We start from the raw sequence: 24,383 nt of genomic DNA, 5'->3' as shown, positions 1-24,383 counted from the left end.
AGTAACCGCAGACCGAGTCGGACGGAACCGGATCTTCCCTCGCTCCGTCGAATCGGCATGTACAGGCAGAGCAGGCAGATCAAGAAGCACGCGGACAGGAAGAAGCCGCAGCGCGGCACGACCCTCACCGTGGCCGCCGTCGCCGCGCTCGTCCCGCTCGCCGCGGCCTGCGGCAGCGAGAAGGCGGCCGACGACACCGGCAGCGGTTCCGTGGGCGCCGGCGGGCAGCGCGTCACCGGTGTGCGGTGGAGCATCGACAGCGTCACCGTCGACGGCACCACCCACCGGGCGCCGGACACCGCACACGTACGCATCGACGACGGCGGCGAGGCCGCGGGCAGCACCGGCTGCAACAGCTTCAGCGCCCGTGCCGCCGTAGAGGACCGGGGCGAGGGCGAGCGCGTCCGGCTCAGCGACGCCATGTTCACCGAGAAGGCCTGCGACAAGGTCCCCGCAGACTTCGAGAAGTCCCTCGGCCGGGCCCTCACCACCGGCCCGCTCACCACGGAGGGCCGGGGCGAGCGGCTCACCCTCACCACCGCCGACGGCGACACCGTCCGGCTCAGCCGCTCCGAGGACGCGTCCCTGTACGGGACGGAGTGGGTCGTCGACGGCCCGGGGCAGCAGGGCGCCGAGGGCCGCGCCCGCCTCACCTTCGACCGGGACGCCAAGACCGTCTCCGGACGTCTTTCCTGCAACCGCGTCAGCGCCGGGGCCGCCGTCGGCGACGGGCGGATCGTGCTCGGCGCCCCGTCCACGACCCGAATGGTGTGCGAAGGCTCACTCATGGACGCCGAGAAGCGGCTCCTCGGCCTCTTCGACGGCGAGGTCGACTATCGCATCGATCATGAAACCCTGACGCTGACCAGCGAAGACGGCACCACGGTGCGGGCCGTCGCCGAGCAGTGATCCACTGCTGACACTCTGTCCCCAATTCGGACCAGTGGTCGACCTCGCCTACACTCGGAGGCGTGCCACGTGGTGACGGTCGACTCAATCACGATCTGCTTCCCGGCGAGAAGGGCCCCCAGGACGCTTGCGGCGTCTTCGGTGTCTGGGCTCCGGGCGAAGAGGTCGCAAAGCTCACGTACTTCGGGCTGTACGCCCTCCAGCATCGGGGCCAGGAATCCGCGGGAATCGCGGTCAGCAACGGCTCCCAGATCCTCGTCTTCAAGGACATGGGCCTGGTGTCCCAGGTCTTCGACGAGACCTCGCTCGGTTCGCTCCAGGGTCACATCGCGGTCGGTCACGCCCGCTACTCGACCACCGGTGCCTCCGTGTGGGAGAACGCCCAGCCGACGTTCCGTGCCACCGCGCAGGGCTCCATCGCGCTCGGGCACAACGGCAACCTCGTCAACACCTCCCAGCTCGCCGGCCTGGTCGCCGACCTGCCCAAGCAGGACGGCCGCTCCACCCGGGTCGCGGCGACCAACGACACGGACCTGATCACCGCGCTGCTCGCGGGCCAGGTCGACGAGGACGGCAAGCCGCTGACCGTCGAGCAGGCGGCCGGCAAGGTGCTGCCCCAGGTCCGCGGCGCCTTCTCCCTCGTCTTCATGGACGAGCACACCCTCTACGCCGCCCGCGACCCGCAGGGCATCCGCCCGCTGGTCCTGGGCCGGCTCGAGCGCGGCTGGGTGGTCGCCTCCGAGTCCGCCGCCCTCGACATCTGCGGTGCCAGCTTCGTCCGGGAGATCGAGCCCGGCGAGTTCGTCGCCATCGACGAGAACGGCCTGCGAACGTCGCGATTCGCGGAAGCGAAGCCCAAGGGCTGTGTCTTCGAGTACGTGTACCTGGCCCGCCCGGACACCGACATCGCCGGCCGCAACGTCTACCTCTCGCGCGTCGAGATGGGCCGCAGGCTGGCGAAGGAGGCCCCCGCGGAGGCCGACCTCGTCATAGCGACCCCGGAATCCGGCACCCCCGCCGCGATCGGGTACGCCGAGGCCTCCGGCATCCCCTTCGGCAACGGTCTGGTGAAGAACGCCTATGTGGGCCGCACCTTCATCCAGCCCTCGCAGACCATCCGCCAGCTCGGCATCCGCCTCAAGCTGAACCCGCTGAAGGAAGTCATCAAGGGCAAGCGGCTGGTCGTCGTCGACGACTCCATCGTCCGCGGCAACACCCAGCGGGCCCTGGTCCGCATGCTTCGCGAGGCCGGCGCCGCCGAGATCCACATCCGGATCTCGTCCCCGCCCGTGAAGTGGCCCTGCTTCTTCGGCATCGACTTCGCCACCCGCGCCGAGCTCATCGCCAACGGCATGAGCGTCGAGGAGATCGGCACCTCGATGGGCGCCGACTCCCTGGCGTACATCTCCATCGACGGCATGATCGAGGCGACCACCATCGCCAAGCCGAACCTGTGCCGCGCCTGCTTCGACGGCGAGTACCCGATGGAGCTCCCCGACCCCGAGCTGCTCGGCAAGCAGCTCCTGGAGACCGAGCTGGCCGCCGGGCCCGCCGGTACGGCCGCCGCCGACGCCATCCGTCGCCCGTAGCCGTCCGCCTCCCCGGTACTACCGCCGTACGACACGAAGGTTCTCATCGTCATGCCTGACACAACTGGTGCCAGCTACGCAGCCGCCGGAGTCGACATCGAGGCGGGCGACCGCGCCGTCGAGCTCATGAAGGAATGGGTCAAGAAGACGCGGCGCCCCGAGGTCCTCGGCGGCCTCGGCGGCTTCGCCGGCCTCTTCGACGCCTCCGCCCTCAAGAACTACGAGCGCCCGCTGCTCGCCTCCGCCACCGACGGGGTCGGCACCAAGGTCGACATCGCCCGGCAGCTGGGCGTCTACGACACCATCGGCCACGACCTGGTCGCCATGGTCATGGACGACATCGTCGTCTGCGGCGCCGAGCCGCTGTTCATGACCGACTACATCTGCGTCGGCAAGGTCCACCCCGAGCGGGTCGCCGCCATCGTCAAGGGCATCGCCGAAGGCTGCGTGCTGGCGGGATGCGCCCTGGTGGGCGGCGAGACGGCCGAACACCCCGGCCTGCTGGGCGCGGACGACTTCGACGTCGCCGGCGCCGGTACGGGCGTCGTGGAGGCCGACCGGCTGCTCGGCCCGGATCGCATCCGTACGGGTGACGCGGTGATCGCCATGGCGTCCTCCGGGCTTCACTCGAACGGGTACTCGCTGGTCCGTCACGTCCTGCTGAACGAGGGCGGCCTCGCGCTCGACGCCCACCTGGACGGTCTCGGCCGCACCCTCGGCGAGGAGCTGCTGGAGCCGACCAAGATCTACTCCCTGGACTGCCTGGCCCTCATGCGCACCGCCGAGGTCCACGCCTTCAGCCACGTCACCGGCGGCGGGCTCGCGGCCAACCTGGCCCGCGTGATCCCCGACGGCCTGCACGCCGTGGTCGACCGGTCGACCTGGACCCCGGGCGCGATCTTCGACCTCGTCGGCCGGACCGGCAAGGTGGAGCGCCTGGAGCTGGAGAAGACCCTCAACATGGGCGTGGGCATGATCGCGATCGTGCCCGAGGAGTCGACGGACGTGGCCCTGACGGCCCTCGCCGACCGCGGTGTGGACGCCTGGGTGGCCGGCGAGATCACCGACCGCGGCGAGCACCCGACGGGCGCCGAGCTCGTGGGCGACTACGCCGCCTGAGGCACCGCGGGTGATGCGGGTAGCACAGAACCCGGTCGGTGACAGAGGTCACCGACCGGGAAGGTGTTCAGTGCGAGGTCAAGCGCCGCGTCGCTGTTGGGACGGGGACTGGCCGTCCTCGTCCTCGTCGTCGTCCTCATAGAGGTCGGCGTACTTTGCGTACACGTCGTCATCCTGCTCATCGTCCTCGAATGGCCCGCCGTTAGGCGGTTGTGCATTCGACGGCGATGCGCCCAGCTCCTCGGCCAGGCGGGAGAGATCAGTCCCACCGCTGTTGTACTTCAGCTGGCGGGCGACCTTCGTCTGCTTGGCCTTGGCCCGGCCGCGCCCCATGGCTCGACCCCCTCAACGACGGGGCTCGACGGCCCCAGAGTCTTGACACGCGTTCATGGTCCGGAACGGGCTCTCCGCAGAGAGACCGGTCCGTAGGGCTTCCACGGTACCTGAGCCCACGCCCATACGGTACGTCGCCCGCAGCACGTGACTCTGCCCAGGACCGTCGAGGCGCCCCGTCCTCGCTGGTCAACCGCGATTTTAACCACCTTTCGGCGGTCGACCCGCCGGGATAAGTGAGAGTTCTCTCGAACTGCCCCCCGACTGGTACCCGTCAAACCTGCGAGGACCCTGCCGGGCCGACGCCGTACGACGGCCGGATCAGCGGCGGGCGCGTGCCTCCGCCATCCGCTGCTCGGCGATCCGGTCGGCCGCGGCGGCCGGCGGAATACCGTCCTCCTTCGCACGTGCGAATATGGCCAGCGTGGTGTCGTAGATCTTCGACGCCTTGACCTTGCACCGGTCGAAGTCGAACCCGTGCAGCTCGTCGGCGACCTGGATGACGCCGCCGGCGTTCACCACGTAGTCCGGCGCGTAGAGGATGCCGCGGTCGGCCAGGTCCTTCTCGACGCCCGGGTGCGCGAGCTGGTTGTTGGCCGCGCCGCACACCACCTTGGCGGTCAGCACCGGCACGGTCTCGTCGTTCAGCGCGCCGCCGAGTGCGCAGGGCGCGTAGATGTCCAGGTTCTCCACCCGGATCAGCGCGTCCGTGTCGGCGACGGCGACCACCGAAGGGTGCCGCTCGGTCAGGGCCCGTACGACGTCCTTGCGCACGTCCGTCACGACCACGTGCGCACCCTCGGCGAGCAGGTGCTCGACCAGGTGGTGGCCGACCTTGCCGACGCCCGCGATGCCGACGGTGCGGTCGCGCAGCGTCGGGTCGCCCCACAGGTGCTGGGCGGCGGCCCGCATGCCCTGGTAGACGCCGAAGGAGGTGAGGACGGAGGAGTCGCCCGCGCCGCCGTTCTCGGGGGAGCGCCCGGTCGTCCACCGGCACTCGCGCGCCACGACGTCCATGTCGGCCACATAGGTGCCGACGTCGCAGGCGGTGACGTAGCGGCCGCCGAGCGAGGCGACGAACCGGCCGTAGGCGAGGAGCAGCTCCTCGCTCTTGATCTGCTCCGGAGCACCGATGATCACGGCCTTGCCGCCGCCGTGGTCGAGACCGGCCATGGCGTTCTTGTACGACATCCCGCGGGCGAGGTTCAGCGCGTCGGCGACGGCCTCCGCCTCGTTCGCGTACGGGTAGAAGCGGGTACCGCCGAGCGCGGGGCCCAGGTCGGTGGAGTGGATGGCGATGACGGCCTTGAGACCGCTGGCACGGTCCTGGCAGAGCACGACTTGCTCATGACCCCCCTGGTCCGAGTGGAACAGGGTGTGCAGTACATCAGCAGGTGCGCCGGTTACGTCGGTCACGGTGGTGACTCCTGTGTAGGTACGGCGGTGGACGGCAGTCCCCGTGCGGGTGGCGTGGACTGTGGCACGAGATTAGAGCCTGGCGGTGCCCGCCCGCCGCACAGTGCTCAGGATCACCTCCGCACGGAGTACGGGCGTGCGACGATTTGCAGAGATTCTCGCGCGTTTGTGATCCGTTTCCACGGCTTTCCGCAGGTTTTCGCGTCGGTGCGCGGGGGAGGGAGCAGGCGTGCCCAAGGTGTCCTCGCTGATCGTGCCGTACGCGGCGTACCTGCGCGTGTACGAGCCGCTGGCGGCCTTCCCCGACGAGGAACGCGCCCACTGGACCCGCTACGCCCGGCGCTCCGACCGGCCCTCCTGCCAGGACGAGCTGCGTCGCTCGCTGGCCGACCTGCTGCCCACGCCGCCCGTGGCGGTGCCGGTGCACGAGAGCGCGGACGCCTTCGTGGCGGAGGTGGACGGCGTGGTCTGCGTCTGCCCCTGGCGGACCCGGCTGCGCGGCTGGCAGGCCCTGGGGGAACTGGCCGAGGACTTCCCGGAGCCGGTCCTGGACGCCCTGATCCCTCCGGTCGTGCGTCGTCAGAGCGCGCAGGACTACGAGCGCTGGCTGCGGCGCAACCCGGACGCCCGGCCCTGGATCCGCACGGCCACCTGGCAGGTGCCGATCAACTGGTTCGTGCTGGTCTCCGACGCGGAGCGGGAGTACGACGAGGGCGGCGACGGCGAGGGGGCGACCGCTCCGGTGCTGCGCTACCGCACCCCGATGGTGCAGGCCCGCCGGCGGGTGGCCCGGGGGCTGCGCGCCCTGCGGGAGGCCGTGGACGAGGGGCCGCTCATCGACGGGCTGGTGGACGTGGGGCGCTGGCTGGAGGAGTTCCACCCGCGCTCCATGGTCGAGTTGGACTACGGCGGCCTGGCGCACGCCCTGCCCGCCGGGGAGTTGGAGGCGGACCACTCCGCGGCGGACGTGGCCGAGGGGATCGAGGCGCTGCGGCACGGCGACGGGGCCACCGCGGGCGCGGCCTACGGGCGGCTGGTGGAGCGCTGGCGGGGGGTCCGGGACCGACGGTCCGCGAACTGACGGTGCGGGCCGGTCCGCGAACTGACGTTTGACGTACCGCCCGATGTGGGGTTTCGTCTTCCGCTCCGACACCTGTTCGGTGTGGGCTGATTCCTTGCCGACAAAGGACGTAGGTCCCGATCCGGGCGTATGCGTCAAGCGTGACGGACCGCACGTACATCACTCTTGCGCCGCTTCCCCCTCCTCATGCCAAAATAGGACAAGGAGTCCGGGGAGGGTTCCTTCCGTCCTGCTGTGGTGCACTATGGGCGGAATCTCAGCATTGCACGCTTTGGGGGGTCTGGTGTCAGGTCTGGTGACCCCTGATCGCCCTGTGACTGATCGTCACAGGGGCGTGACTGTCCGCTATGGCATGGTCCATCGGCATCCGTCGCTGATGAACACCTGGGAGGGCAATTCCATCGGTTTGGCCGACGCGGCTGGACAGATGGTGTAGTTGTAGTGCCGAGGACAAGCCGTTCGTCCTATAACCGACTCGACTCGCGTCCGCCATTTCGGGCAACGCGGGTCAAGGTGCAGAATTTAGAGGAATGAACCGAGAAGGTTCGGTTCTCCCGAGGAGGCCGCTCATGACCGCTCGCACCCCTGATGCCGAGCCGCTGCTGACCCCGGCTGAGGTCGCCACCATGTTCCGCGTCGACCCGAAGACGGTCACGCGCTGGGCGAAGGCCGGCAAGCTCACGTCGATCCGCACGCTCGGCGGGCATCGCCGCTACCGCGAAGCCGAGGTCCGCGCCCTGCTCGCGGGCATTCCGCAGCAGCGCAGCGAGGCCTGAACAACTGAATAACCGGGCAGAACGGCGGGTCCCCCAACCTGCCGAGGCGCCTGGAACCACAGCTCCAAGCGACGCCGTCCCTGCCCCAACAGAGGTGCGTCGTTGATCGCGCTGGACTCCGCCGGGTCCAGCGCGATTTTTTTGTGCCCGGGTGCGAGTGCCGGCCGGGTGCGTGTGCGGTCCTGTGCCGGGCGGCGGGCCGGTGGCCGGTTCTGTGAGCGGGCTTGTCGGAGTCTGGGGAGGGGTGTCGGTTCGACTGTGCGAGCACTGCGAAGGCGGTGCAATTGCACATATTAAATTGACCGGTTGTAGGGGAGTCGTAAGTGCCGCTGTTTCAAAAACTCATGCGGTGACACCCGTCACACGGCACGGTGGTTGTTGGGTCCGGCGCCCGTGCGCTATTGGAGGCGCGGCCTCCAGGAGCTCGGCGGTGCAAGGGTGTTGGGGCCCGCAGGGGTTCACGCCGTGGGCGCGCTCCCGTCGTCGACGCCCTCTTGACGAGCCGTAGGAGACTGTGGCGCCGGCGAGTCCAGCGCCAGCCGCAACAACCGGTGGCAGATCGGACAGTGGCGCGTCACGTGACCGTACGACGACGCGGCCGACAGATGCGCGCGGAGCAGGGCCCGCGTCTCGTGCCTGACCGATGTCGCCATACGCCACCTCCAGGGGGGCACGCAGGGGATGTGCCCTGTCTTTGGAGTACCGAGCGAATGTGACGCCGTCAAGGCCGCGAGAGGGCCTCTGAGGGCCACTGAGGGCGTTCGGCGGTTCCGGTCGGCACCAGACAGCCAGGGGGCAACGAAGAAGCCCCGCACCGATGACTCGGTGCGGGGCTTTGCTGCGGTCCTGACGGGATTTGAACCCGCGGCCTCCACCTTGACAGGGTGGCGAGCACTCCAAACTGCTCCACAGGACCAGGTTTCGCGGCGCTTTTCGTGCGTTGCGCTGCGAGAAGAGACTGTACAGGAGGGCGGGCCCCCGGTCGAACTCACCCTCCGTGCAGGCTCCGTCACCGCTTCGTCAGGGTGCGAGCGCGTCGATCGCCTTCACGATCCGCTTGTCGGAGACGGGGTACGCCGTGCCCAGCGCGTGCGCGAAATAGCTGACCCGGAGCTCCTCGATCATCCAGCGGACCTCCAGCACCTGCTGCGGCACCGGCCGGCCCTGCGGCATCTGCTCCAGCAGCCACGCGTACTCGTCCCGCATCTCGTGGACCTTCTCCATGCGGGACGTGTCCCGCTGCGCGCCCGTCGGCATCTGCTGCAGCCGGCGGTCCGCCGCGACCAGGTAGCGCATCAGGTCCGGCAGCCGCTTGATTCCCGCCCCGGTGACGAAACCGGGCTTCACCAGCGCGTCCAGCTGCGTCCGTACGTCCTGGAGGTTCGCCAGCAGCGCCGGGCTGCGCACGGTCTTCAGGCGCCGCTCGCACGCCTGCCAGGCCGCCAGCACCTGCTGCACCTGGCCCACCGTACGGACGGTGGTGTCGACGATCTCCGCGCGGACCTTGTCGTAGAGCTTGCGGTACGACTCCTCGTCCCACGCCGGGCCGCCGAAGTCGGCGATCAGCTTGTCCGCCGCCGCCATGGCGCAGTCGTCGAACAGTGCCTGGATCGAACCGTGCGGGTTCGCGGACAGGCCCAGCTTCTGCTGGTTGGTCAGGTTCTCGGACGCGAACTTCGCCGGGTTGACCGGAATGTTGCGCAGGATGAGCCGGCGCGTGCCCTTCCACATCGCCTGCGCCTGCTCGGCTTCGGTGTCGAAGAGGCGGACGGAGACGGTGTTCGCCTTCGGCCCGTCGTCCACCAGGGCCGGGTACGCCTTCACCGGCTGGCCGGCCCGCCGGGTCTCGAAGACCCGGGTCAGCGTGCCGATCGTCCAGTCCGTCAGCCCGGAGCGCTCCAGGGACTCGCCGCCGCTGCGCTGTGCGGTGGCCGCCGCGGCCTGCGAGAGCGCCTTGCGCGCCTTCGGGCGGAGCCGGAGCTTCAGCGCCTCCAGGTCCTTGTCCTCGGCCAGCTTGCGGCGGCGCTCGTCGACGATCCGGAACGTGATCTTCAAATGGTCCGGGACCTTCGCCCAGTCGAAGTCCTCCGCGTCGAACGGCACCCCCACCATGCGCTTCAACTCCCGCGCCATGGTCACCGTCAACGGCTCCTGCAGGGGCACCGCACGGTCCAGGAACGCCTGGGCGTAGTTCGGCGCGGGCACGTAGTGGCGGCGGACCGGCTTGGGGAGGGAGCGGATCAGCTCCGTGACGACCTGCTCGCGCAGGCCCGGGATCTGCCAGTCGAAACCCTCGTCCGTGACCTGGTTGAGCACCTGGAGCGGCACGTGGACGGTCACGCCGTCGGCGTCCGCGCCCGGCTCGAACTGGTAGGTCACCCGGAACTTCAGCGGGCCCTGCCGCCAGGAGTCCGGGTAGTCGTCCTTGGTGACCGCCCCCGCCTTCTCGTTGATGAGCATCTCGCGCTCGAAGTCGAGGAAGTCGGGCTGCTCGTGCCGCTTGTGCTTCCACCACGAGTCGAAGTGCGCGCCCGAGACGACGTGTTCGGGCACCCGCTGGTCGTAGAAGTCGTACAGCGTCTCGTCGTCGACCAGGATGTCCCGGCGCCGGGCCCGGTGCTCCAGCTCCTCGACCTCGGTCAGGAGCTTGCGGTTGTCGGCGAAGAACTTGTGGTGCGTGCGCCAGTCGCCCTCCACCAGGGCGTTGCGGATGAACAGCTCGCGGCTGACCTCGGGGTCGATGCGTCCGTAGTTCACCTTGCGCTGCGCGACGATCGGCACGCCGTACAGCGTGACCTTCTCGTACGCCATCACGGCCGCCTGGTCCTTCTCCCAGTGCGGTTCGCTGTAGGTGCGCTTGAGGAGGTGCCCGGCGAGCGGCTCCACCCACTCGGGCTCGATCTTCGCGTTGACGCGGGCCCAGAGGCGGGAGGTCTCCACCAGCTCCGCCGACATGACGAAGCGCGGGGGCTTCTTGAAGAGCGCCGAGCCCGGGAAGATGGCGAACTTGGCGTTCCGGGCGCCCAGGTACTCGTTCTTCGCGCCTTCCTTCACGTCCTTCATGCCGACGTGGGACAGCAGACCGGCCAGCAGCGACACGTGCACCCGGTCGTCGGGCGCGGCCTCGTCGGCGTCGTTGAGGTGGATGCCCATCTGCTTGGCGACCGTGCGCAACTGGGTGTAGATGTCCTGCCACTCGCGGATGCGCAGGAAGTTGAGGTACTCCTGCTTGCACATCCGGCGGAATGACGACGAGCCGCGCTCCTTCTGCTGCTCGCGCACGTAGCGCCAGAGGTTCAGGAAGGCGAGGAAGTCGCTGGTCTCGTCCTTGAAGCGGGCGTGCTGCTGGTCGGCCTGCGCCTGCTTGTCCGCCGGGCGCTCGCGCGGGTCCTGGATGGACAGGGCGGCGGCTATGACCATGACCTCGCGGACACAGCCGTTCTTGTCCGCCTCCAGCACCATCCGGGCGAGCCGCGGGTCGACGGGCAGCTGGGCGAGCTTGCGGCCGGTGTCGGTCAGGCGCTTGCGTACGTCCTTCTGCGCGGGGTCGAGCGCCCCCAGCTCCTGGAGGAGCTGCACACCGTCGCGGATGTTGCGGTGGTCCGGGGGGTCGATGAAGGGAAACTTCTCGATGTCACCGAGCCCGGCCGCGGTCATCTGCAGGATGACGGAGGCGAGGTTGGTCCGCAGGATCTCCGCGTCCGTGAACTCCGGGCGGGCGTTGAAGTCGTCCTCGGAGTACAGACGGATGCAGATGCCGTCGGACGTACGGCCGCAGCGGCCCTTGCGCTGGTTGGCGCTGGCCTGCGAGACCGGCTCGATCGGCAGCCGCTGGACCTTGGTGCGGTGGCTGTAGCGGGAGATGCGGGCGAAGCCGGGGTCGATGACGTACTTGATGCCCGGGACGGTGAGGGAGGTCTCGGCGACGTTGGTCGCGAGGACGATCCGGCGCCCGGTGTGCTGCTGGAAGACCCGGTGCTGCTCGGCGTGCGAGAGCCGTGCGTACAGCGGCAGGATCTCGGTGAATCTGTACTTCTTCTTCTCCAGCGCGTCCGCCGTGTCCCGGATCTCCCGCTCGCCGGAGAGGAAGACGAGGATGTCGCCCTTGCCCTCGCCCATCAGCTCCTCGACGGCGTCGGTGATCGCCGTGATCTGGTCGCGGTCGGCGTCGTCGCCGTCCTCCTCGAGGAGGGGCCGGTAACGGACCTCCACCGGGTAGGTGCGCCCGCTGACCTCGATGATCGGGGCGTCGCCGAAGTGCCGGGAGAAGCGCTCGGGGTCGATGGTCGCCGAGGTGATGACGACCTTGAGGTCGGGACGCTTCGGCAGCAGCTGGGCGAGGTAGCCCAGCAGGAAGTCGATGTTGAGGGACCGCTCGTGGGCCTCGTCGATGATGAGCGTGTCGTAGGCGCGCAGCTCGCGGTCGGTCTGGATCTCGGCGAGCAGGATGCCGTCCGTCATCAGCTTGATGAAGGTGGACTGCGGATTCACCTGGTCGGTGAAGCGGACCTTCCAGCCGACGGTCTCCCCGAGCGGGGTGTCCAGCTCGTCCGCGACCCGCTCGGCGACGGTGCGCGCGGCGATCCGGCGGGGCTGGGTGTGCCCGATCATGCCGCGGACACCACGGCCCAGCTCCACACAGATCTTCGGGATCTGCGTGGTCTTGCCGGAGCCGGTCTCACCGGCGACGATCACGACCTGGTGATCACGGATGGCCGCCGCGATCTCGTCCTTCTTCTGGCTGACCGGGAGCTGCTCGGGGTAGCTGACGGCCGGCACTCGCGCCCGGCGCTCACCGATGCGCTGCTCGGCCTTGGCCACCTCCGTCTCGATCTCGGCGAGAACGGCGGCGCGGGCCTCCGGCTTACGGATCTTCCGCGCACCCTCCAGCCTGCGGCCGAGCCGGTGCGCGTCGCGCAGCGACAGCTCGGTCAGCCGGGGGGCGAGGGTGCCGAGGGCGGGGGCAGGGTGCGTAGACATACGGATTCCAGGATCTCATCCTCGGGAAAAACCTGGCGAACGCTTTTGCCGCGGCGTCCGCACAGGCAACGCAGGCAACTACAACAAGGCCCCGATCCGAAGATCGGGGCCTTTGCTGTGGCTGGGGCCGGGGTCGAACCGGCGACCTATCGCTTTTCAGGCGATCGCTCGTACCAACTGAGCTACCCAGCCGCGAGGTTTCACGTGAAACCTCAGCGGTCCTGACGGGATTTGAACCCGCGGCCTCCACCTTGACAGGGTGGCGAGCACTCCAAACTGCTCCACAGGACCAAGCTTCGTACGACAGTGTCGCACATGTACTGCGTGCCCCCAACGGGATTCGAACCCGTGCTACCGCCTTGAAAGGGCGGCGTCCTAGGCCGCTAGACGATGAGGGCTATCGGCCCGCCTGGGCGCTTCGCAGCGCGTCGGGGACGTGAGAAGCATATGGGATGGCGGGAGGTATCGCCAAAACGGTTTACGGAGTGCTGGGGGCGGGGCTGCCCGGGGCGGAGGGCGAGGCGCCGGCGCCGGACGGGGACGGGCCGGTGGGAGAGGGCGACGGCGTGGCGCCCGGCTGGTTCTCCTTCGGCAGGTGGCGGCTGACCTCGGCCGTCGTCAGGCCCAGGCCGCCCAGCTCGATCTCGTCCCACGCCTGGAGGCGCCGGGAGTCCCGGTCGAAGTAGAGGATCGACGCCTGGATGGGGTCGGGATACTTCCCCTCGACCGCGCGCAGGCCGCTGCCGCCGGTGGAACCCTCGACGCGCAGCCGGGTGCCGTACTTCATGACCTCCATGTCCTCGTGGTGGAGGTGCCCGGCGAGCACCAGCGGCACGTCGCCGTCGACCTCGCGGGCGGCCGACGGTTCGTGGGCGACGGCGATGTCCACGGGGGTGCCGGCCGCGCGCTGGTCGCGCAGGGCGGAGGCGAGGCGGGCTCCGGCCATTTCCTGGGAGGCCTCGGCGCCGTCCGCCTTCGAGCGGTCGGGGGTGTACTGCGGGTCGCCCATCCCGGCGAAGCGCAGGCCGCCGACGGTCCGGGCGTGGCCGTCGTCCAGGACGTGCACGTTCTTCAGGTGCTTCAGGTACTCCTGGGTGCCGCGCGAGTCGTGGTTGCCACGGACCCAGACATAGGGGGCGCCGAGGTCCTCGACGGGGTCCAGGAAGCCGTTCTCGGCGGCGGTGCCGTGGTCCATCGTGTCGCCGGAGTCGACGATCACGTTCACCTTGTACTGCTCCACCAGCGAGGCGATGATCTTCCAGCTCGCCGGGTTCAGGTGGATGTCCGACACGTGCAGGACGCGGATCGTGGTCGGGTCGGTCTGGTAGGCGGGGAGCGTCGAGGTGACGTCGTAGAGCTTGGTCACGTTGGTCACCAGGCGGGCCAGCTCCTTCTGGTAGACGTCGAACTCGGTCACGATGCTGCGCGCGTTGCCGACCAGCGAGGGCGCGGAGGAGAGCAGGCCGGAGAACTTGGGCTCCAGGACGGAGTCGGGGTTCCAGGTCGCGTACGCGGTGCCGCCGGAGGCGACCAGGAGGGTGAGCGCGAGTCCGCCCGAGGCGAGCGCGCGCCGGGGGCGGCGGTAGACGGCGAGGCCGAGGGCGGTGGCGCCGGTGACGACGGCGACGCAGGAGCGGACGGCGAGGTCGAGGGTGCCGTGCTCGACGTCCCGGGCCACCTCGTCCTGGAGGCCGGAGAGGCGTTCGGGGTGGTCGACGAGGGCCTGGGCGCGGGCGGGGTCGAGCTGGTCGACGTTGACGTCGAGGCGGACCGGGGCGACGTGGCTGTCGAGCTGCAGCGCGCCCAGCGGCGAGACGTTGATCTTCGTGCCGCCGGTGAGGGAGGGCCGCAGCGTCATCGTCGTGTCCATGGGGCCGACCGGGGCCCGGACGTTGCCGACGACCAGCAGTCCCAGCCAGGCGCCGAGCAGGACGACGGCGACGAGGCCGGCGGCGCGGGCCCAGGGGTGGGGGCGGGCGGCGAGTTCCGGGGTCGCGGACGTGCGGCGACCGCGGCGGGCGTGGCGGTCGCGCCGGTCGCGGAGGCGGCGGGTGAGGGCGCGCGGGGCGTTGCGGATGGGGTTCACCACCTCGGCCAGGACGTGCGGGACTACGGCGGGGACGCGGGCCATTGGTCCCGTATGCCCGTGGCCCGGGGTGGATATGCGGGTCGTACTCCACGGTCGTACCCGACAATGGGCCTGTGCTGGAGATGACGCGCGAGGAGTTCGAGGAACTGGTCGCCGAGGCCCTGGACCGGATCCCGCCGGAGCTGACGCGGCTGATGGACAACGTCGCGGTGTTCGTCGAGGACGAACCGCCCGCGGACGATCCCGAGCTGCTCGGCCTGTACGAGGGGACGCCGCTGACGGAACGCGGGGAGTGGTACGCGGGGGTGCTGCCGGACCGGATCACGATCTACCGGGGGCCGACCCTGCGGTACTGCGGGACGCGTGAAGACGTCGTCGCCGAGACCGAGGTGACGGTCGTTCACGAGATCGCCCACCACTTCGGGATCGACGACGCGCGGCTGCACTCCCTCGGGTACGGGTGACGCGGGTCGGACGCGAGGGGCGTGCCCCGGGTACGGGTGACGCGCTCGGGTCAAGTCCGCCTCGCCGGGCGCGTGTCCTCTTGTGGGTGAAGGGAGTTGGGCACGGCGACTCCTTGACCCCCGGAGGTGGCCGCCCGTGCGCCCCTTGTACGTCCCCGTCCGTCTGGCCGCCACCGCCCTGGCCGTCGCCGCTGCCGCCGGCTGCATGCGCGTCGGCGACGACGCACCCGGCGGGAGCGGCAAGCCGTCGCACTCCGCCGGGGAGCGGGGCGGCGAGGTGCCGGACGGCGGCCCCGCGGTCTCCGGCGGGAACGCCGGGTACGGCGCGGCGGCCGGAGACGGGAAGCACGGCAAGGGGAAGAAGGGCAAGGACGACAAGGGCGGGGACGAGGCCGAACGCGACGGCAAGGGGAAGGGCGGCGAGGAGGGCGCCGGGAAGGGCGCGTCCGCCTCGGCGCCCCCGGCCGCCCGCCCGACCGGGGACCGGCCGCCGGGCGGCGGGGACCACGAACCCGAGCCCACCCGGACGCTCCCGGTGGAGCCCACCCGGCCGGCCGAGCCGGAGCCGACGCCCCCCGAGGAGCCGCCCGCCTCTCCGACGCCGGAGCCGACGGTGGCCGAGCCGTCCTCGTCGGCGCACGAGCCGCCGGGAACCCAGCTCGAGCAGCGGGAGCCGGCGCCGGCGGCCGGGACACCGGCGTAGGTCCTGTCGTCGCATTCCCGTCTGCCCGGCGGCGCCATGCACGCTCCCCCACTGCCTCAAGGGCGTGGGAGGTACCCCCACTCGCCGCACCGGGCGCCGGCCACGTACCACCAGTGCGCCGGTCGACGCCCGGCGCTCCCCCAGCCTCCGGCCGGGGGGGGGACCCCCAGAGCACGCGCCTGACGCCGCCGGCCCCGCCCTTCGGGCGGACGACGGGAATGTGACGACAGGATCTAGGGAAGCCCGCTGAGCTGGGGATGTGCTGCCGGGCGGGCCGCGGATGAGCTGCCGGTTTGCCTTCGGGGGTGGGAGGTGCGTATGGTGGTAGATCGTTTGATCCCATTTGCCCGGCGCCACCGCAGAGCGCGCCGTGTGGCGCGTACTCTCCCCTTGCCGTGGTGGACCGCATCGAGGCGGTCGTATTGCGAATCGCGATTCACGGAGTTGACGGGCGCGTGCCGACGAGAGACTCCGGAAGGTTTCGCATTCGCATGTCCATGACCAGTACTGACCACGTCGTCGTGCCCGGAAACGCCGAGGGCGTTCAGGGCGAGCCGGAGGTCGTCGAGGCCGCTGCCGCCTCCGCGACCACGGAGGCCCCCGAGGCTGCCGAGCCGACGTTCGCCGACCTCGGTCTGCCCGAGGGCGTCGTGCGCAAGCTCGCGCAGAACGGCGTGACCACCCCCTTCCCGATCCAGGCCGCGACCATCCCGGACGCCCTGGCCGGCAAGGACATCCTCGGCCGGGGCCGCACCGGCTCCGGCAAGACCCTCTCCTTCGGTCTGCCGACCCTGGCCACCCTGGCCGGCGGCCGCACCGAGAAGCACAAGCCCCGCGCCGTCATCCTCACCCCGACCCGCGAGCTGGCCATGCAGGTCGCCGACGCGCTCCAGCCGTACGGCGACGTCATGGGCCTGAAGATGAAGGTCGTCTGCGGCGGCACCTCGATGGGCAACCAGATCTACGCCCTCGAGCGCGGCGTCGACATCCTGGTCGCCACCCCGGGCCGGCTGCGCGACATCATCAACCGCGGCGCCTGCTCCCTGGAGAACGTGCAGATCGCGGTCCTCGACGAGGCCGACCAGATGTCCGACCTGGGCTTCCTGCCCGAGGTCACCGAGCTGCTCGACCAGGTCCCGGCCGGCGGCCAGCGGATGCTGTTCTCCGCCACCATGGAGAACGAGATCAAGACCCTCGTCGACCGGTACCTGAAGAACCCGGCCCTCCACGAGGTCGACGCCGCCCAGGGCGCGGTGACGACCATGTCGCACCACATCCTGGTCGTGAAGCCCAAGGACAAGGCGCCGGTCACCGCGGCCATCGCCTCCCGCAAGGGCCGCACCATCATCTTCGTCCGCACCCAGCTGGGCGCCGACCGCGTCGCCGAGCAGCTGCGCGACGCCGGGGCCAAGGCCGACGCGCTGCACGGCGGCATGACCCAGGGCGCGCGCACCCGCACGCTGGCCGACTTCAAGGACGGCTACGTCAACGTCCTGGTCGCCACCGACGTCGCCGCCCGCGGCATCCACGTCGACGGCATCGACCTGGTGCTGAACGTGGACCCGGCCGGCGACCACAAGGACTACCTGCACCGGGCGGGCCGTACGGCCCGCGCCGGCCGCACCGGCACCGTCGTGTCCCTGTCCCTGCCGCACCAGCGCCGCCAGATCTTCCGGCTGATGGAGGACGCGGGCGTCGACGCCACGCGCCACATCATCCAGGGCGGCGCCGCCTTCGACCCCGAGGTCGCCGAGATCACCGGCGCCCGGTCGATGACCGAGGTCCAGGCCGAGTCCGCGGGCAACGCGGCGCAGCAGGCCGAGCGCGAGGTCACCCAGCTCACCAAGGAGCTGGAGCGGGCCCAGCGCCGCGCCACCGAGCTGCGCGAGGAGGCGGACCGCCTGGTCGCCAGGGTCGCGCGGGAGCGCGGCGAGGACCCGGAGACGGTCCTGGCCGAGGTGGCCGCCGCCGCGTCCGAGGCCGAGGTCTCGCTGCCCGAGCAGCCCGGCGCCCGGGACGTGGAGAAGACGGAGCGCGGCGGCAACGACCGCGAGCGCTCGTACGAGCGTCGCGACCAGCGTCGTGACGACCGCGGTGACCGCGGTGGCCGTTCGTTCGACCGCCGCGACGACCGTGGTGACCGTGGTGGTCGTTCGTTCGACCGTCGTGACGACCGTGGTGACCGTGGTGGTTTCCGCCGTGACGACCGTCGTGACGACCGGGGTGGCCGTTCCTTCGACCGCCGCGACGACCGTGGTGACCGCGGTGGGCGTTCGTTCGACCGTCGTGACGACCGTGGTGACCGTGGTGGTTTCCGCCGCGACGACCGTCGTGACGACCGGGGTGGCCGTTCCTTCGACCGCCGCGACGACCGTGGTGACCGCGGTGGGCGTTCGTTCGACCGCCGTGACGACCGCGGTGACCGCGGGGGCTTCCGCCGCGACGACCGCGGTGGCCGCTCGTTCGACCGCCGTGACGACCGCGGCGGGCACCGTGGCAGCGACCGTCCGTTCAACCGCGACCGCCAGGGCGACCGTCCCGGCTCCCGCTCCGGCGGCCACGACCGTCCGTACGGCCGCCTCGACGACCACCGCGGTGACCACCGTGGTTCGTCCTTCGGCCGCCGTGACGACAAGCCGCGCTGGAAGCGCAACGGCTGACGCCTGAACAACCGACAAGCGCCGTGGCCTCCGCCCCACCGGGTGGAGGCCACGGCGTTTCGCGTTGCGGTCCGGTCCCGGCCACGAGGTCCACGGAGTGACGCATGTCACGCTCGGCGCAAGGGAATTGCTGGGGGCATGACAGATGACGACAAGGCGAGTGGGCTGTCGGACGAGGAACGGCTGGCCCAGCTCGGCTACACCCAGGTTCTGGCCCGCCGCATGTCGGCGTTCTCCAACTACGCGGTCTCCTTCACGATCATCTCGGTCCTCTCGGGCTGCCTGACCCTCTACCTCTTCGGCATGAACACCGGCGGCCCGGCCGTCATCACCTGGGGCTGGGTCGCCGTCGGCCTGATGACGCTCTTCGTCGGCCTGGCGATGGCCGAGATCTGCTCGGCGTACCCGACCTCGGCGGGCCTGTACTTCTGGGCGCACCGCCTGGCGCCCCCGCGCACGGCGGCGGCCTGGGCGTGGTTCACGGGCTGGTTCAACGTGCTGGGCCAGGTCGCGGTCACCGCCGGCATCGACTTCGGCGCCGCGTCCTTCCTGGGCGCCTACCTGAACCTGCAGTTCGACTTCGAGGTGACGCCGGGCCGCACGATCCTGCTCTTCGCCGCGATCCTGATCCTGCACGGCCTGCTCAACACCTTCGGCGTCCGCATCGTCGGCCTGCTGAACAGCGTGAGCGTGTGGTGGCACGTCCTGGGCGTCGCGGTGATCGTCGGCGCCCTGACCTTCGCGCCGGACCACCACCAGTCGGCGTCGTTCGTCTTCGGCGAGTTCGTGAACAACACCGGCTGGGGCAGCGGGGTGTACGTCGTCCTCATCGGCCTCCTGATGGCCCAGTACACCTTCACCGGCTACGACGCCTCCGCCCACATGACGGAGGAGACCCACGACGCGTCCACGGCCGGCCCGAAGGGCATCGTCCGCTCCATCTGGACCTCCTGGATCGCCGGCTTCGTCCTCCTCCTCGGCTTCACCTTCGCCATCCAGTCCTACGAGGGCGCCCTGACGTCCCCGACGGGCGCGCCGCCCGCGCAGATCCTCCTCGACGCCCTGGGCGCGACGGCGGGCAAGCTCCTGCTCCTCGTGGTCATCGGGGCGCAGCTGTTCTGCGGGATGGCGTCGGTGACGGCCAACAGCCGCATGATCTACGCCTTCTCCCGGGACGGCGCGCTCCCCTACTCCCACGTCTGGCACTCGGTGAACCCGCGCACCCGCACGCCCGTCGCGGCGGTCTGGCTGGCGGCCCTGGCCGCGCTGGTCCTGGGCCTTCCGTACCTCATCAACGTCACCGCATACGCCGCCGTGACCTCGATCGCGGTCATCGGCCTCTACATCGCGTACGTCATCCCGACGCTCCTGCGGGTCCGCAAGGGCGCCGCCTTCGAACGCGGGCCCTGGCACCTGGGCCGCTGGTCGCGGGTGACCGGCGTGGTCGCGGTGACGTGGGTCGGTGTCATCACGGTCCTGTTCATGCTGCCCCAGGTGTCCCCGGTCACCTGGGAGACCTTCAACTACGCGCCGGTCGCCGTCCTGATCGTCCTGGGCTTCGCCGCCACCTGGTGGCTCGCCTCGGCCCGGCACTGGTTCCTCAATCCCGACCACGAACGCACCCGCGCCCGCGCCGCCGCCCACGCGAACTCCCCCGAGCCGGTGGATCCGTAGCCCCGGCTCCCCGGCCCTTTGACGCGGCCGGGACCCCGATACCCGATCGGCGTCCCGGCCGCGGCGGGCTATGCTCGGTGTGGCAACATCACGCAGCACCGCGCGACACACCGCCTGGGCCCTTAGCTCAATTGGCAGAGCAGTGGACTTTTAATCCATTGGTTGTGGGTTCGAGTCCCACAGGGCCTACCCCGCGCAGGCAGGCTATACGCCCTCTGACCTGCTAGAGAGCGTCCGGGTCGGCTTCGGTCGGCTCGGACGCTCCTTTGTTCTCGGGCCCTTGCGTGAGCGGACGGCGCCGTCCTCCTTGGTGAAGTCCTTGCCGGTGTACGCCAGGCGTCGTCCCACTCGGAACGTTCCTTCTCCTGGCGGTTCCTTTGCTCCCGGAGGACCGCGAGGGGTATGAGCTGGCGAAGCGGGGTGCCTGTCCGTGCAAGGTGCCGCGGCTCGGCAACGCCTCTCGGGTGGTGACCGCGGACCTGCTGGAGCTTCTCGGGCTGGCGGCGCGAGGAGGCGGCAACACAGCAGTCCGTTCTGCGCTGAGCTGACACAGAATCGCTGGACTGTTGCCCGCGTGGACGTACTGTCCGTGTTCCGTCACGGCACGAAGCAAGCGATCCGCAGCGGAACGAGGGGCTTGTTCCGAAACGGAACGCGTGTGCACGCAGTGAACCCTGCCTGTGTCTCGGATCGAGACAGGTGGGCCTTCGGCAGGCTGCCTGCCGGAGGCCCCGAACCCCTGACGCCGGCATCCACCCAGCGCACCGCCAACCGGGCCCTGGCCGCAGCCCGGGCACCGGTCGAACGCGGCATGGCACGGCCGAAGACCTGGCACGTCTTCCGAAGATCCCACATCAGCCCGAACCGCATGACCGTTATCGCCAAAGCTGCCCTCACCCTGAAGCGGCAACGCGGAAAGACCTCCGGGGTTCGGGCGCCCCGCAGGGCGATCCTCGGAGAACGAAGGTTTGCTGAAGCCGTCGGCGATCAGGAGTCCGGCAGGCCCCGATGCATACCGCTCCACGGGTCGTCGCGTTATGGCTGCGGACACTCGGCAGGTGTTGCCGATGAGTTGTGCGCACTTCGGTCGTGGCGGCGCGTGAGAAGCAGGAGGACGAGTGAGGCGGTGACGCCTGCGGCTGCGATCACAGGCGCCGTTCGATTCGAGCCGTCATCACGACAAGAATGGGCGTCAGCAGCCCGTACGCAAGAGCGAAAACGGTCACCAGTTGACCTGTGGTCGCCTCACTGACTCCGAGCCCTTGGGCGACGAGGTCGAGCTGTCCCGTCAGGACGTATTCGGCGACTCCGGCCGTGAACGTTGTGCAGGAGAGCACGGCAGTGATCAGCGCGGGACGGTGTCTTCCCGGGGTTTCAGGGTTGTGCATGGTGCTCAATTTCGTTTCGCTGAGGAGTGCTTGGAGAGCGCCCGGTGGGTGCCGGTGAGGCCAGGGGCCTCGTGGCTGTGCGGAACCGGATCGTTCGTTTCAGGCACGAGGCCCTCGCCGTGCCGGGCCGCTTCGGATCGGCGGCCTCGGCGGCCGGGGGTGCCGTTACTGGAGCGTGGCCAGGAACGGTAGGAGGACGGCGGCCATTTCGTCGGGTACTTCCTCTGCGAGGTCGTGGCCGGCGTCGAAGACGTGTCCGGTGACGTCGTGGGCCATGAGTCGCATCTGGGATTCGTTGCGGTCGCCGATGAACGCGGATCCGCCCAGGGCCAGGACCGGGATGTCCAGCTTCTTCTGTGCGGCCTGCCGGTTCTGTTCGGCGTCGACGAGCATGGCCCGGTAGATGGAGAGCATGGCGCGGATGCCGCCGGGCATGGAGTAGCAGCGCACGTATTCGTCGAGCGCGTCGGGGGTGGCGGCGTCGGGCCGGCTGCGTTCGTACTTGATCATGTAGGTGATCAGTTCGCGTTCGTGTCCGCTGATCAGCGTCTCGGGTATGTCGGGCTGGAAGTAGAAGCCCAGGTGCCACAGGTGCATGCCGCTGGCGACGTTCTCGGGGGTGAGGGCCGTGTGGTCCTCGAAGCCGAATCCGGGGAACAGTGCCTCGGCGAACACGAGAGCGGTGACGTGGTCGCGGTGGCGGGCGGCGAGTTGGTAGCCGATGACCGCTCCCCAGTCCTCACCCGCCACGGCGTAGGTCCGGTGGCCGAGGTGGTGCATCAGCGCGGCGACGTCGTCGCTCATGGTCGCGGAGTCGTAGCCGTCCGACGGCCGGGCGGAGTCGCCGAGACCGCGGAGGTCCGGCACGACGACGGTGTAGTGGGGCGTCAGCTTGGGAAGGAGGTGGCGCCAGTGGTAGCTGGTCTTGGGCACGCCGTGCAGGAGCACCACGGCGGGGCCGGACCCGGCTGCGCGGTAGTGCAGACTCGTTCCGTTCACGGCTGCTCGGCCCGTGCGGACGGGCTTTCCTTCATGGTCGAACATCATGTTGCTCTTCCTCCGTCTTCTTGGTGTGCGTGGCGATGAGGGCGTCAGTGGGCCGGCGCGGGGGCGGCGAGGATCGCCAGGCGGCTCGGTCCGGTGCCGTCCGTGGTCGTCCTCGGTCAGGGTGCGAGCGGGATGGGGGCGCCGGACTCCCTGTCCGGGCGTGCACCGCCGCATTTACTGGAACGCTTGTTACAGATTCTGGCCATGAAAAAGTCAGTCGAGGGCGGCCAGCGCGACCTCCACGAGGGGGTCGAGGGCGCGGACGTCCGGCGTGATCTTCGCGGAGACCAGCAGTCCGTTGAGGAAGGTGACGAGGAAAGCGGCGAGGGTGTGCGGGTCGTGGCGCTTGGCGATCTCGCCCCGCTCCGCCGCGACCCGCAGCACTTCGGCGAGCGCGTCCCGGCTGGCGTCCTGCATGTCGCGCACGGTCCGCCGGGTCGCCGTGTCCTCCGGCAGGCGCTCGCAGGCGGCGTTGACCGCCAGGCAGCCCCGGCCATCGTGGCCCACGGCGATCCGGATCCGCTCCACCAGTAGCGCGCGGATCGCCGACCGGGCGTCTGCCTCCTCCTCCAGACTGCGCAGGGCGGCCGCCGCGAGGGTGGTGCGGTAGTGCTCCAGCGCCGCCCGGTAGAGGCCGTCCTTGTCGCCGAACGCGGCATACAGGGATCCCTGCCCGATCCCCAGGTGCCCGGTCAGGTCGCGCACCGAGGTGGCCTCGTAGCCGCGCGTCCAGAACAGCTCCATCGCGCGGCTCACCGCCGCCTCCGTGTCGAACTCCCGGGTCCTTGCCATGACTCCACCGTAACCTATCTGGATCGCACGCTCAAGAAAAGAGCCGTATGGCTGTCATGGTGGGCCTTCTCGGTGGGTGGGGCTGGGTCCGGCTGAAGTCACTGAGGCTGGGTGGTGCGGGTGAGGCGTCCGGACGGGCGGTGCCCCACCGGATGGTGCAGCCGGGCGGTATGGGCCGTACCGCGGGTCCCGGCGGTGATCAGGTCGGCGTCAGGGCCACGGATGACGCGTACTGTCCTGACTGGCTGGCCTTGCGGCCTGTGTACGTTCGGCCGGACCGGCCGAGCCGTGGGAAACCTGGACCAACGCGGCCCTGACGGCTGCACCACTTCCGCGGTACACGGTCTCGGGAGGGAGAGCGAGTGGTTTCGCACGCCTTCAGGCAAGCGGCGCGCGCCTTGAGCCGGCAGGGGTCACTTGGACTCCAGTCGCCCCAACGCGTGGGAATCACCGGCGAGGACGGTGCGGGCCGTCTCCCAGTCGGTGTTGTCGATGCCGGTGGCGTGGCGCAGGTAGGCGAGGGTGACCTGCTGGACGAGGGCGACGCGGTCGGGGTTCTCGTCGGTGGTCTCTGCCGCGTCGTAGCCGGGGATGCCGCCGAGGGAATGCTGGCCGCCGTAGACCGTCAGCAGGCTCTTGTTGCCCCGGCTGAGCGTGTAGGGCTCGCTTGTCCAGGACGGGCCCGTGGTGGAGAGCGGCAGTTCGTCCTTGTCGCCGGCGACGACGAGTCCGGGGGCGGTGATGTGGGAGAAGTCCTGGTCGCGCAGCCAGGGAGCGATCTCGAGGGCGAGGGGGGTCAGGTTGGCGCCGCCTTCGCCGGCGGTGGCCAGCTGGATGGTGGCCATGACCCGGGAGTCGGACAGGTCCTCGGTGGTGCCGGTCACCGGGTCCGTGACGCGCAGCCCCACGAGGATGCCCGCGGTCTGGCCGCCGAAGGAGTGTCCGGCCGCGACGATGCGGCTGTGATCGACCCGGCCGGCCAGGCCGGGCACGGACGCCTCCAGGGTGGCGAGTTCGTCGAGGATCCGCTTCATGTCCCGCACGCGGTAGCGCCACATATGGGGCTTGCGAGGGTCGTCCGCGGCCACGTTGAAGCGCTTGGAGTCGAGGTGGGTGGCCTGGACGACCACGAAGCCATGGGAGGCCCAGTGGTCGACCAGTGGTGCGTAGCCGTCCAGGTTCGAGCCGAATCCGTGCGCGAACAGCACGACCGGCAGGTTGTCGCCGGTAGCCGGTGCGGAGACGCGTACGTGCAGGTCCTCGCCGCGCCACGGCGCGGGCAGTACGAGCGGCTTGACCGACACGATCGGGGTGGGCAGGGGGCTGGCGAGACCTGTCGTCTGGTTGATGGCCATGCGTGTAT

At 70.2% G+C, this 24,383-nt stretch carries 18 protein-coding genes, 5 tRNA genes and 1 pseudogene; 11 read left to right on the top strand and 13 right to left on the bottom strand.

The window, feature by feature from the left end; translation table 11 throughout:
* Positions 1-57 precede the first annotated feature (57 nt).
* The 3 genes from AB0P07_RS30870 (at position 58) to purM (ending at position 3,617) form a co-directional block, all read left to right on the top strand.
* Positions 58-909, top strand: coding sequence for an META domain-containing protein (locus AB0P07_RS30870; protein WP_365556349.1), 852 nt, complete (start codon positions 58-60; stop codon positions 907-909).
* 62 nt (positions 910-971) lie between these two features.
* The gene (gene purF / locus AB0P07_RS30865; protein ID WP_365556347.1) at positions 972-2,498 is read left to right on the top strand and encodes an amidophosphoribosyltransferase; all 1,527 of its coding nucleotides are present in this window, start codon (positions 972-974) and stop codon (positions 2,496-2,498) included.
* A gap of 51 nt (positions 2,499-2,549) precedes the next feature.
* The gene (purM, locus tag AB0P07_RS30860; RefSeq protein ID WP_365556345.1) at positions 2,550-3,617 is read left to right on the top strand and encodes a phosphoribosylformylglycinamidine cyclo-ligase; all 1,068 of its coding nucleotides are present in this window, start codon (positions 2,550-2,552) and stop codon (positions 3,615-3,617) included.
* 78 nt (positions 3,618-3,695) lie between these two features.
* Here the strand turns inward: purM and AB0P07_RS30855 are convergent, their stop codons facing one another.
* Positions 3,696-3,950: a DUF3073 domain-containing protein gene (locus tag AB0P07_RS30855; RefSeq protein ID WP_052843058.1), complete on the bottom strand. Its 255-nt coding sequence runs from the start codon at positions 3,948-3,950 to the stop codon at positions 3,696-3,698.
* Between the two features lie 321 nt (positions 3,951-4,271).
* A complete protein-coding gene (locus AB0P07_RS30850; protein WP_365556342.1) occupies positions 4,272-5,366 on the bottom strand; it encodes a Glu/Leu/Phe/Val dehydrogenase dimerization domain-containing protein in 1,095 nt (364 codons plus the stop codon).
* Positions 5,367-5,595: 229 nt separating this feature from the next.
* Between AB0P07_RS30850 and AB0P07_RS30845 the strand changes: the two genes are divergently transcribed.
* Together AB0P07_RS30845 and bldC are read left to right on the top strand one after the other, a co-directional pair.
* A complete protein-coding gene (locus tag AB0P07_RS30845) occupies positions 5,596-6,447 on the top strand; it encodes a hypothetical protein (protein WP_365556340.1) in 852 nt (283 codons plus the stop codon).
* Positions 6,448-7,016: 569 nt separating this feature from the next.
* Positions 7,017-7,223 carry a developmental transcriptional regulator BldC gene (bldC, locus tag AB0P07_RS30840; protein WP_003949541.1) on the top strand — a complete coding sequence of 69 codons (207 nt, stop codon included), beginning with the start codon at positions 7,017-7,019 and terminating at the stop codon, positions 7,221-7,223.
* A gap of 458 nt (positions 7,224-7,681) precedes the next feature.
* Here the strand turns inward: bldC and AB0P07_RS30835 are convergent, their stop codons facing one another.
* The 7 genes from AB0P07_RS30835 to AB0P07_RS30805 all read right to left on the bottom strand — a co-directional run bounded on the left by AB0P07_RS30835 (position 7,682) and on the right by AB0P07_RS30805 (position 14,334).
* Positions 7,682-7,876, bottom strand: a complete 195-nt coding sequence (locus AB0P07_RS30835) for a DUF6274 family protein (RefSeq protein ID WP_365556338.1) — start codon at positions 7,874-7,876, stop codon at positions 7,682-7,684.
* A gap of 188 nt (positions 7,877-8,064) precedes the next feature.
* Positions 8,065-8,139 (bottom strand) — tRNA-Asp (locus tag AB0P07_RS30830).
* A 104-nt stretch (positions 8,140-8,243) separates the two neighbouring features.
* Complete coding sequence (hrpA, locus tag AB0P07_RS30825; RefSeq protein WP_365556336.1) at positions 8,244-12,203, bottom strand: ATP-dependent RNA helicase HrpA; 3,960 nt, start codon at positions 12,201-12,203, stop codon at positions 8,244-8,246.
* A gap of 118 nt (positions 12,204-12,321) precedes the next feature.
* Positions 12,322-12,395: transfer RNA gene (locus AB0P07_RS30820), tRNA-Phe, on the bottom strand.
* Between the two features lie 24 nt (positions 12,396-12,419).
* Positions 12,420-12,494: transfer RNA gene (locus tag AB0P07_RS30815), tRNA-Asp, on the bottom strand.
* A 34-nt stretch (positions 12,495-12,528) separates the two neighbouring features.
* A tRNA-Glu gene (locus tag AB0P07_RS30810) sits at positions 12,529-12,601 on the bottom strand.
* 80 nt (positions 12,602-12,681) lie between these two features.
* On the bottom strand, positions 12,682-14,334 hold the full coding sequence (locus AB0P07_RS30805) for a metallophosphoesterase (protein WP_365556334.1): 1,653 nt from the start codon (positions 14,332-14,334) through the stop codon (positions 12,682-12,684).
* A 71-nt stretch (positions 14,335-14,405) separates the two neighbouring features.
* Between AB0P07_RS30805 and AB0P07_RS30800 the strand changes: the two genes are divergently transcribed.
* From AB0P07_RS30800 to AB0P07_RS30775, 6 genes and pseudogenes are all read left to right on the top strand, one after another.
* Positions 14,406-14,756, top strand: coding sequence for a metallopeptidase family protein (locus AB0P07_RS30800; RefSeq protein WP_365556332.1), 351 nt, complete (start codon positions 14,406-14,408; stop codon positions 14,754-14,756).
* Between the two features lie 136 nt (positions 14,757-14,892).
* Complete coding sequence (locus tag AB0P07_RS30795; protein WP_365556331.1) at positions 14,893-15,459, top strand: hypothetical protein; 567 nt, start codon at positions 14,893-14,895, stop codon at positions 15,457-15,459.
* A 491-nt stretch (positions 15,460-15,950) separates the two neighbouring features.
* Positions 15,951-18,119, top strand: coding sequence for a DEAD/DEAH box helicase (locus tag AB0P07_RS30790; RefSeq protein ID WP_365556329.1), 2,169 nt, complete (start codon positions 15,951-15,953; stop codon positions 18,117-18,119).
* Positions 18,120-18,257: 138 nt separating this feature from the next.
* Positions 18,258-19,793, top strand: a complete 1,536-nt coding sequence (locus tag AB0P07_RS30785) for an amino acid permease (protein ID WP_365556327.1) — start codon at positions 18,258-18,260, stop codon at positions 19,791-19,793.
* A gap of 116 nt (positions 19,794-19,909) precedes the next feature.
* Positions 19,910-19,982, top strand: a tRNA-Lys gene (locus AB0P07_RS30780).
* A gap of 565 nt (positions 19,983-20,547) precedes the next feature.
* A pseudogene (locus AB0P07_RS30775) lies at positions 20,548-20,706 on the top strand (IS5/IS1182 family transposase); the annotation flags it as partial.
* A 232-nt stretch (positions 20,707-20,938) separates the two neighbouring features.
* Here the strand turns inward: AB0P07_RS30775 and AB0P07_RS30770 are convergent.
* The 4 genes from AB0P07_RS30770 to AB0P07_RS30755 all read right to left on the bottom strand — a co-directional run bounded on the left by AB0P07_RS30770 (position 20,939) and on the right by AB0P07_RS30755 (position 24,375).
* Positions 20,939-21,181, bottom strand: coding sequence for a hypothetical protein (locus AB0P07_RS30770; protein ID WP_365556474.1), 243 nt, complete (start codon positions 21,179-21,181; stop codon positions 20,939-20,941).
* Between the two features lie 165 nt (positions 21,182-21,346).
* Positions 21,347-22,228, bottom strand: a complete 882-nt coding sequence (locus AB0P07_RS30765) for an alpha/beta fold hydrolase (protein ID WP_365556325.1) — start codon at positions 22,226-22,228, stop codon at positions 21,347-21,349.
* Positions 22,229-22,441: 213 nt separating this feature from the next.
* The gene (locus AB0P07_RS30760; RefSeq protein ID WP_365556323.1) at positions 22,442-23,020 is read right to left on the bottom strand and encodes a helix-turn-helix domain-containing protein; all 579 of its coding nucleotides are present in this window, start codon (positions 23,018-23,020) and stop codon (positions 22,442-22,444) included.
* Positions 23,021-23,433: 413 nt separating this feature from the next.
* Positions 23,434-24,375, bottom strand: a complete 942-nt coding sequence (locus AB0P07_RS30755) for a chlorophyllase (RefSeq protein WP_365556322.1) — start codon at positions 24,373-24,375, stop codon at positions 23,434-23,436.
* Positions 24,376-24,383 lie beyond the last annotated feature (8 nt).

This window comes from Streptomyces sp. NPDC085944 (assembly GCF_040686295.1).
GTDB classification, from domain to species: Bacteria; Actinomycetota; Actinomycetes; order Streptomycetales; family Streptomycetaceae; genus Streptomyces; species Streptomyces salinarius.
The sequence above is the reverse complement of the archived record's forward strand: the minus strand, read 5'-3'. Positions and strand labels throughout refer to the sequence as shown.

Excerpts from the sequence above, each read along its gene's own strand:
- AB0P07_RS30755 (WP_365556322.1), bottom strand. The coding sequence starts at position 24,375 with ATGGCCATCAACCAGACGACAGGTCTCGCCAGCCCCCTGCCCACCCCG.
- hrpA (WP_365556336.1), bottom strand. The coding sequence starts at position 12,203 with ATGTCTACGCACCCTGCCCCCGCCCTCGGCACCCTCGCCCCCCGGCTG.
- AB0P07_RS30760 (WP_365556323.1), bottom strand. The coding sequence starts at position 23,020 with ATGGCAAGGACCCGGGAGTTCGACACGGAGGCGGCGGTGAGCCGCGCG.
- AB0P07_RS30805 (WP_365556334.1), bottom strand. The coding sequence starts at position 14,334 with ATGGCCCGCGTCCCCGCCGTAGTCCCGCACGTCCTGGCCGAGGTGGTG.
- AB0P07_RS30770 (WP_365556474.1), bottom strand. The coding sequence starts at position 21,181 with ATGCACAACCCTGAAACCCCGGGAAGACACCGTCCCGCGCTGATCACT.
- AB0P07_RS30790 (WP_365556329.1), top strand. The coding sequence starts at position 15,951 with ATGTCCATGACCAGTACTGACCACGTCGTCGTGCCCGGAAACGCCGAG.
- AB0P07_RS30855 (WP_052843058.1), bottom strand. The coding sequence starts at position 3,950 with ATGGGGCGCGGCCGGGCCAAGGCCAAGCAGACGAAGGTCGCCCGCCAG.
- purM (WP_365556345.1), top strand. The coding sequence starts at position 2,550 with ATGCCTGACACAACTGGTGCCAGCTACGCAGCCGCCGGAGTCGACATC.
- AB0P07_RS30835 (WP_365556338.1), bottom strand. The coding sequence starts at position 7,876 with ATGGCGACATCGGTCAGGCACGAGACGCGGGCCCTGCTCCGCGCGCAT.
- AB0P07_RS30870 (WP_365556349.1), top strand. The coding sequence starts at position 58 with ATGTACAGGCAGAGCAGGCAGATCAAGAAGCACGCGGACAGGAAGAAG.
- AB0P07_RS30785 (WP_365556327.1), top strand. The coding sequence starts at position 18,258 with ATGACAGATGACGACAAGGCGAGTGGGCTGTCGGACGAGGAACGGCTG.
- bldC (WP_003949541.1), top strand. The coding sequence starts at position 7,017 with ATGACCGCTCGCACCCCTGATGCCGAGCCGCTGCTGACCCCGGCTGAG.
- AB0P07_RS30765 (WP_365556325.1), bottom strand. The coding sequence starts at position 22,228 with ATGATGTTCGACCATGAAGGAAAGCCCGTCCGCACGGGCCGAGCAGCC.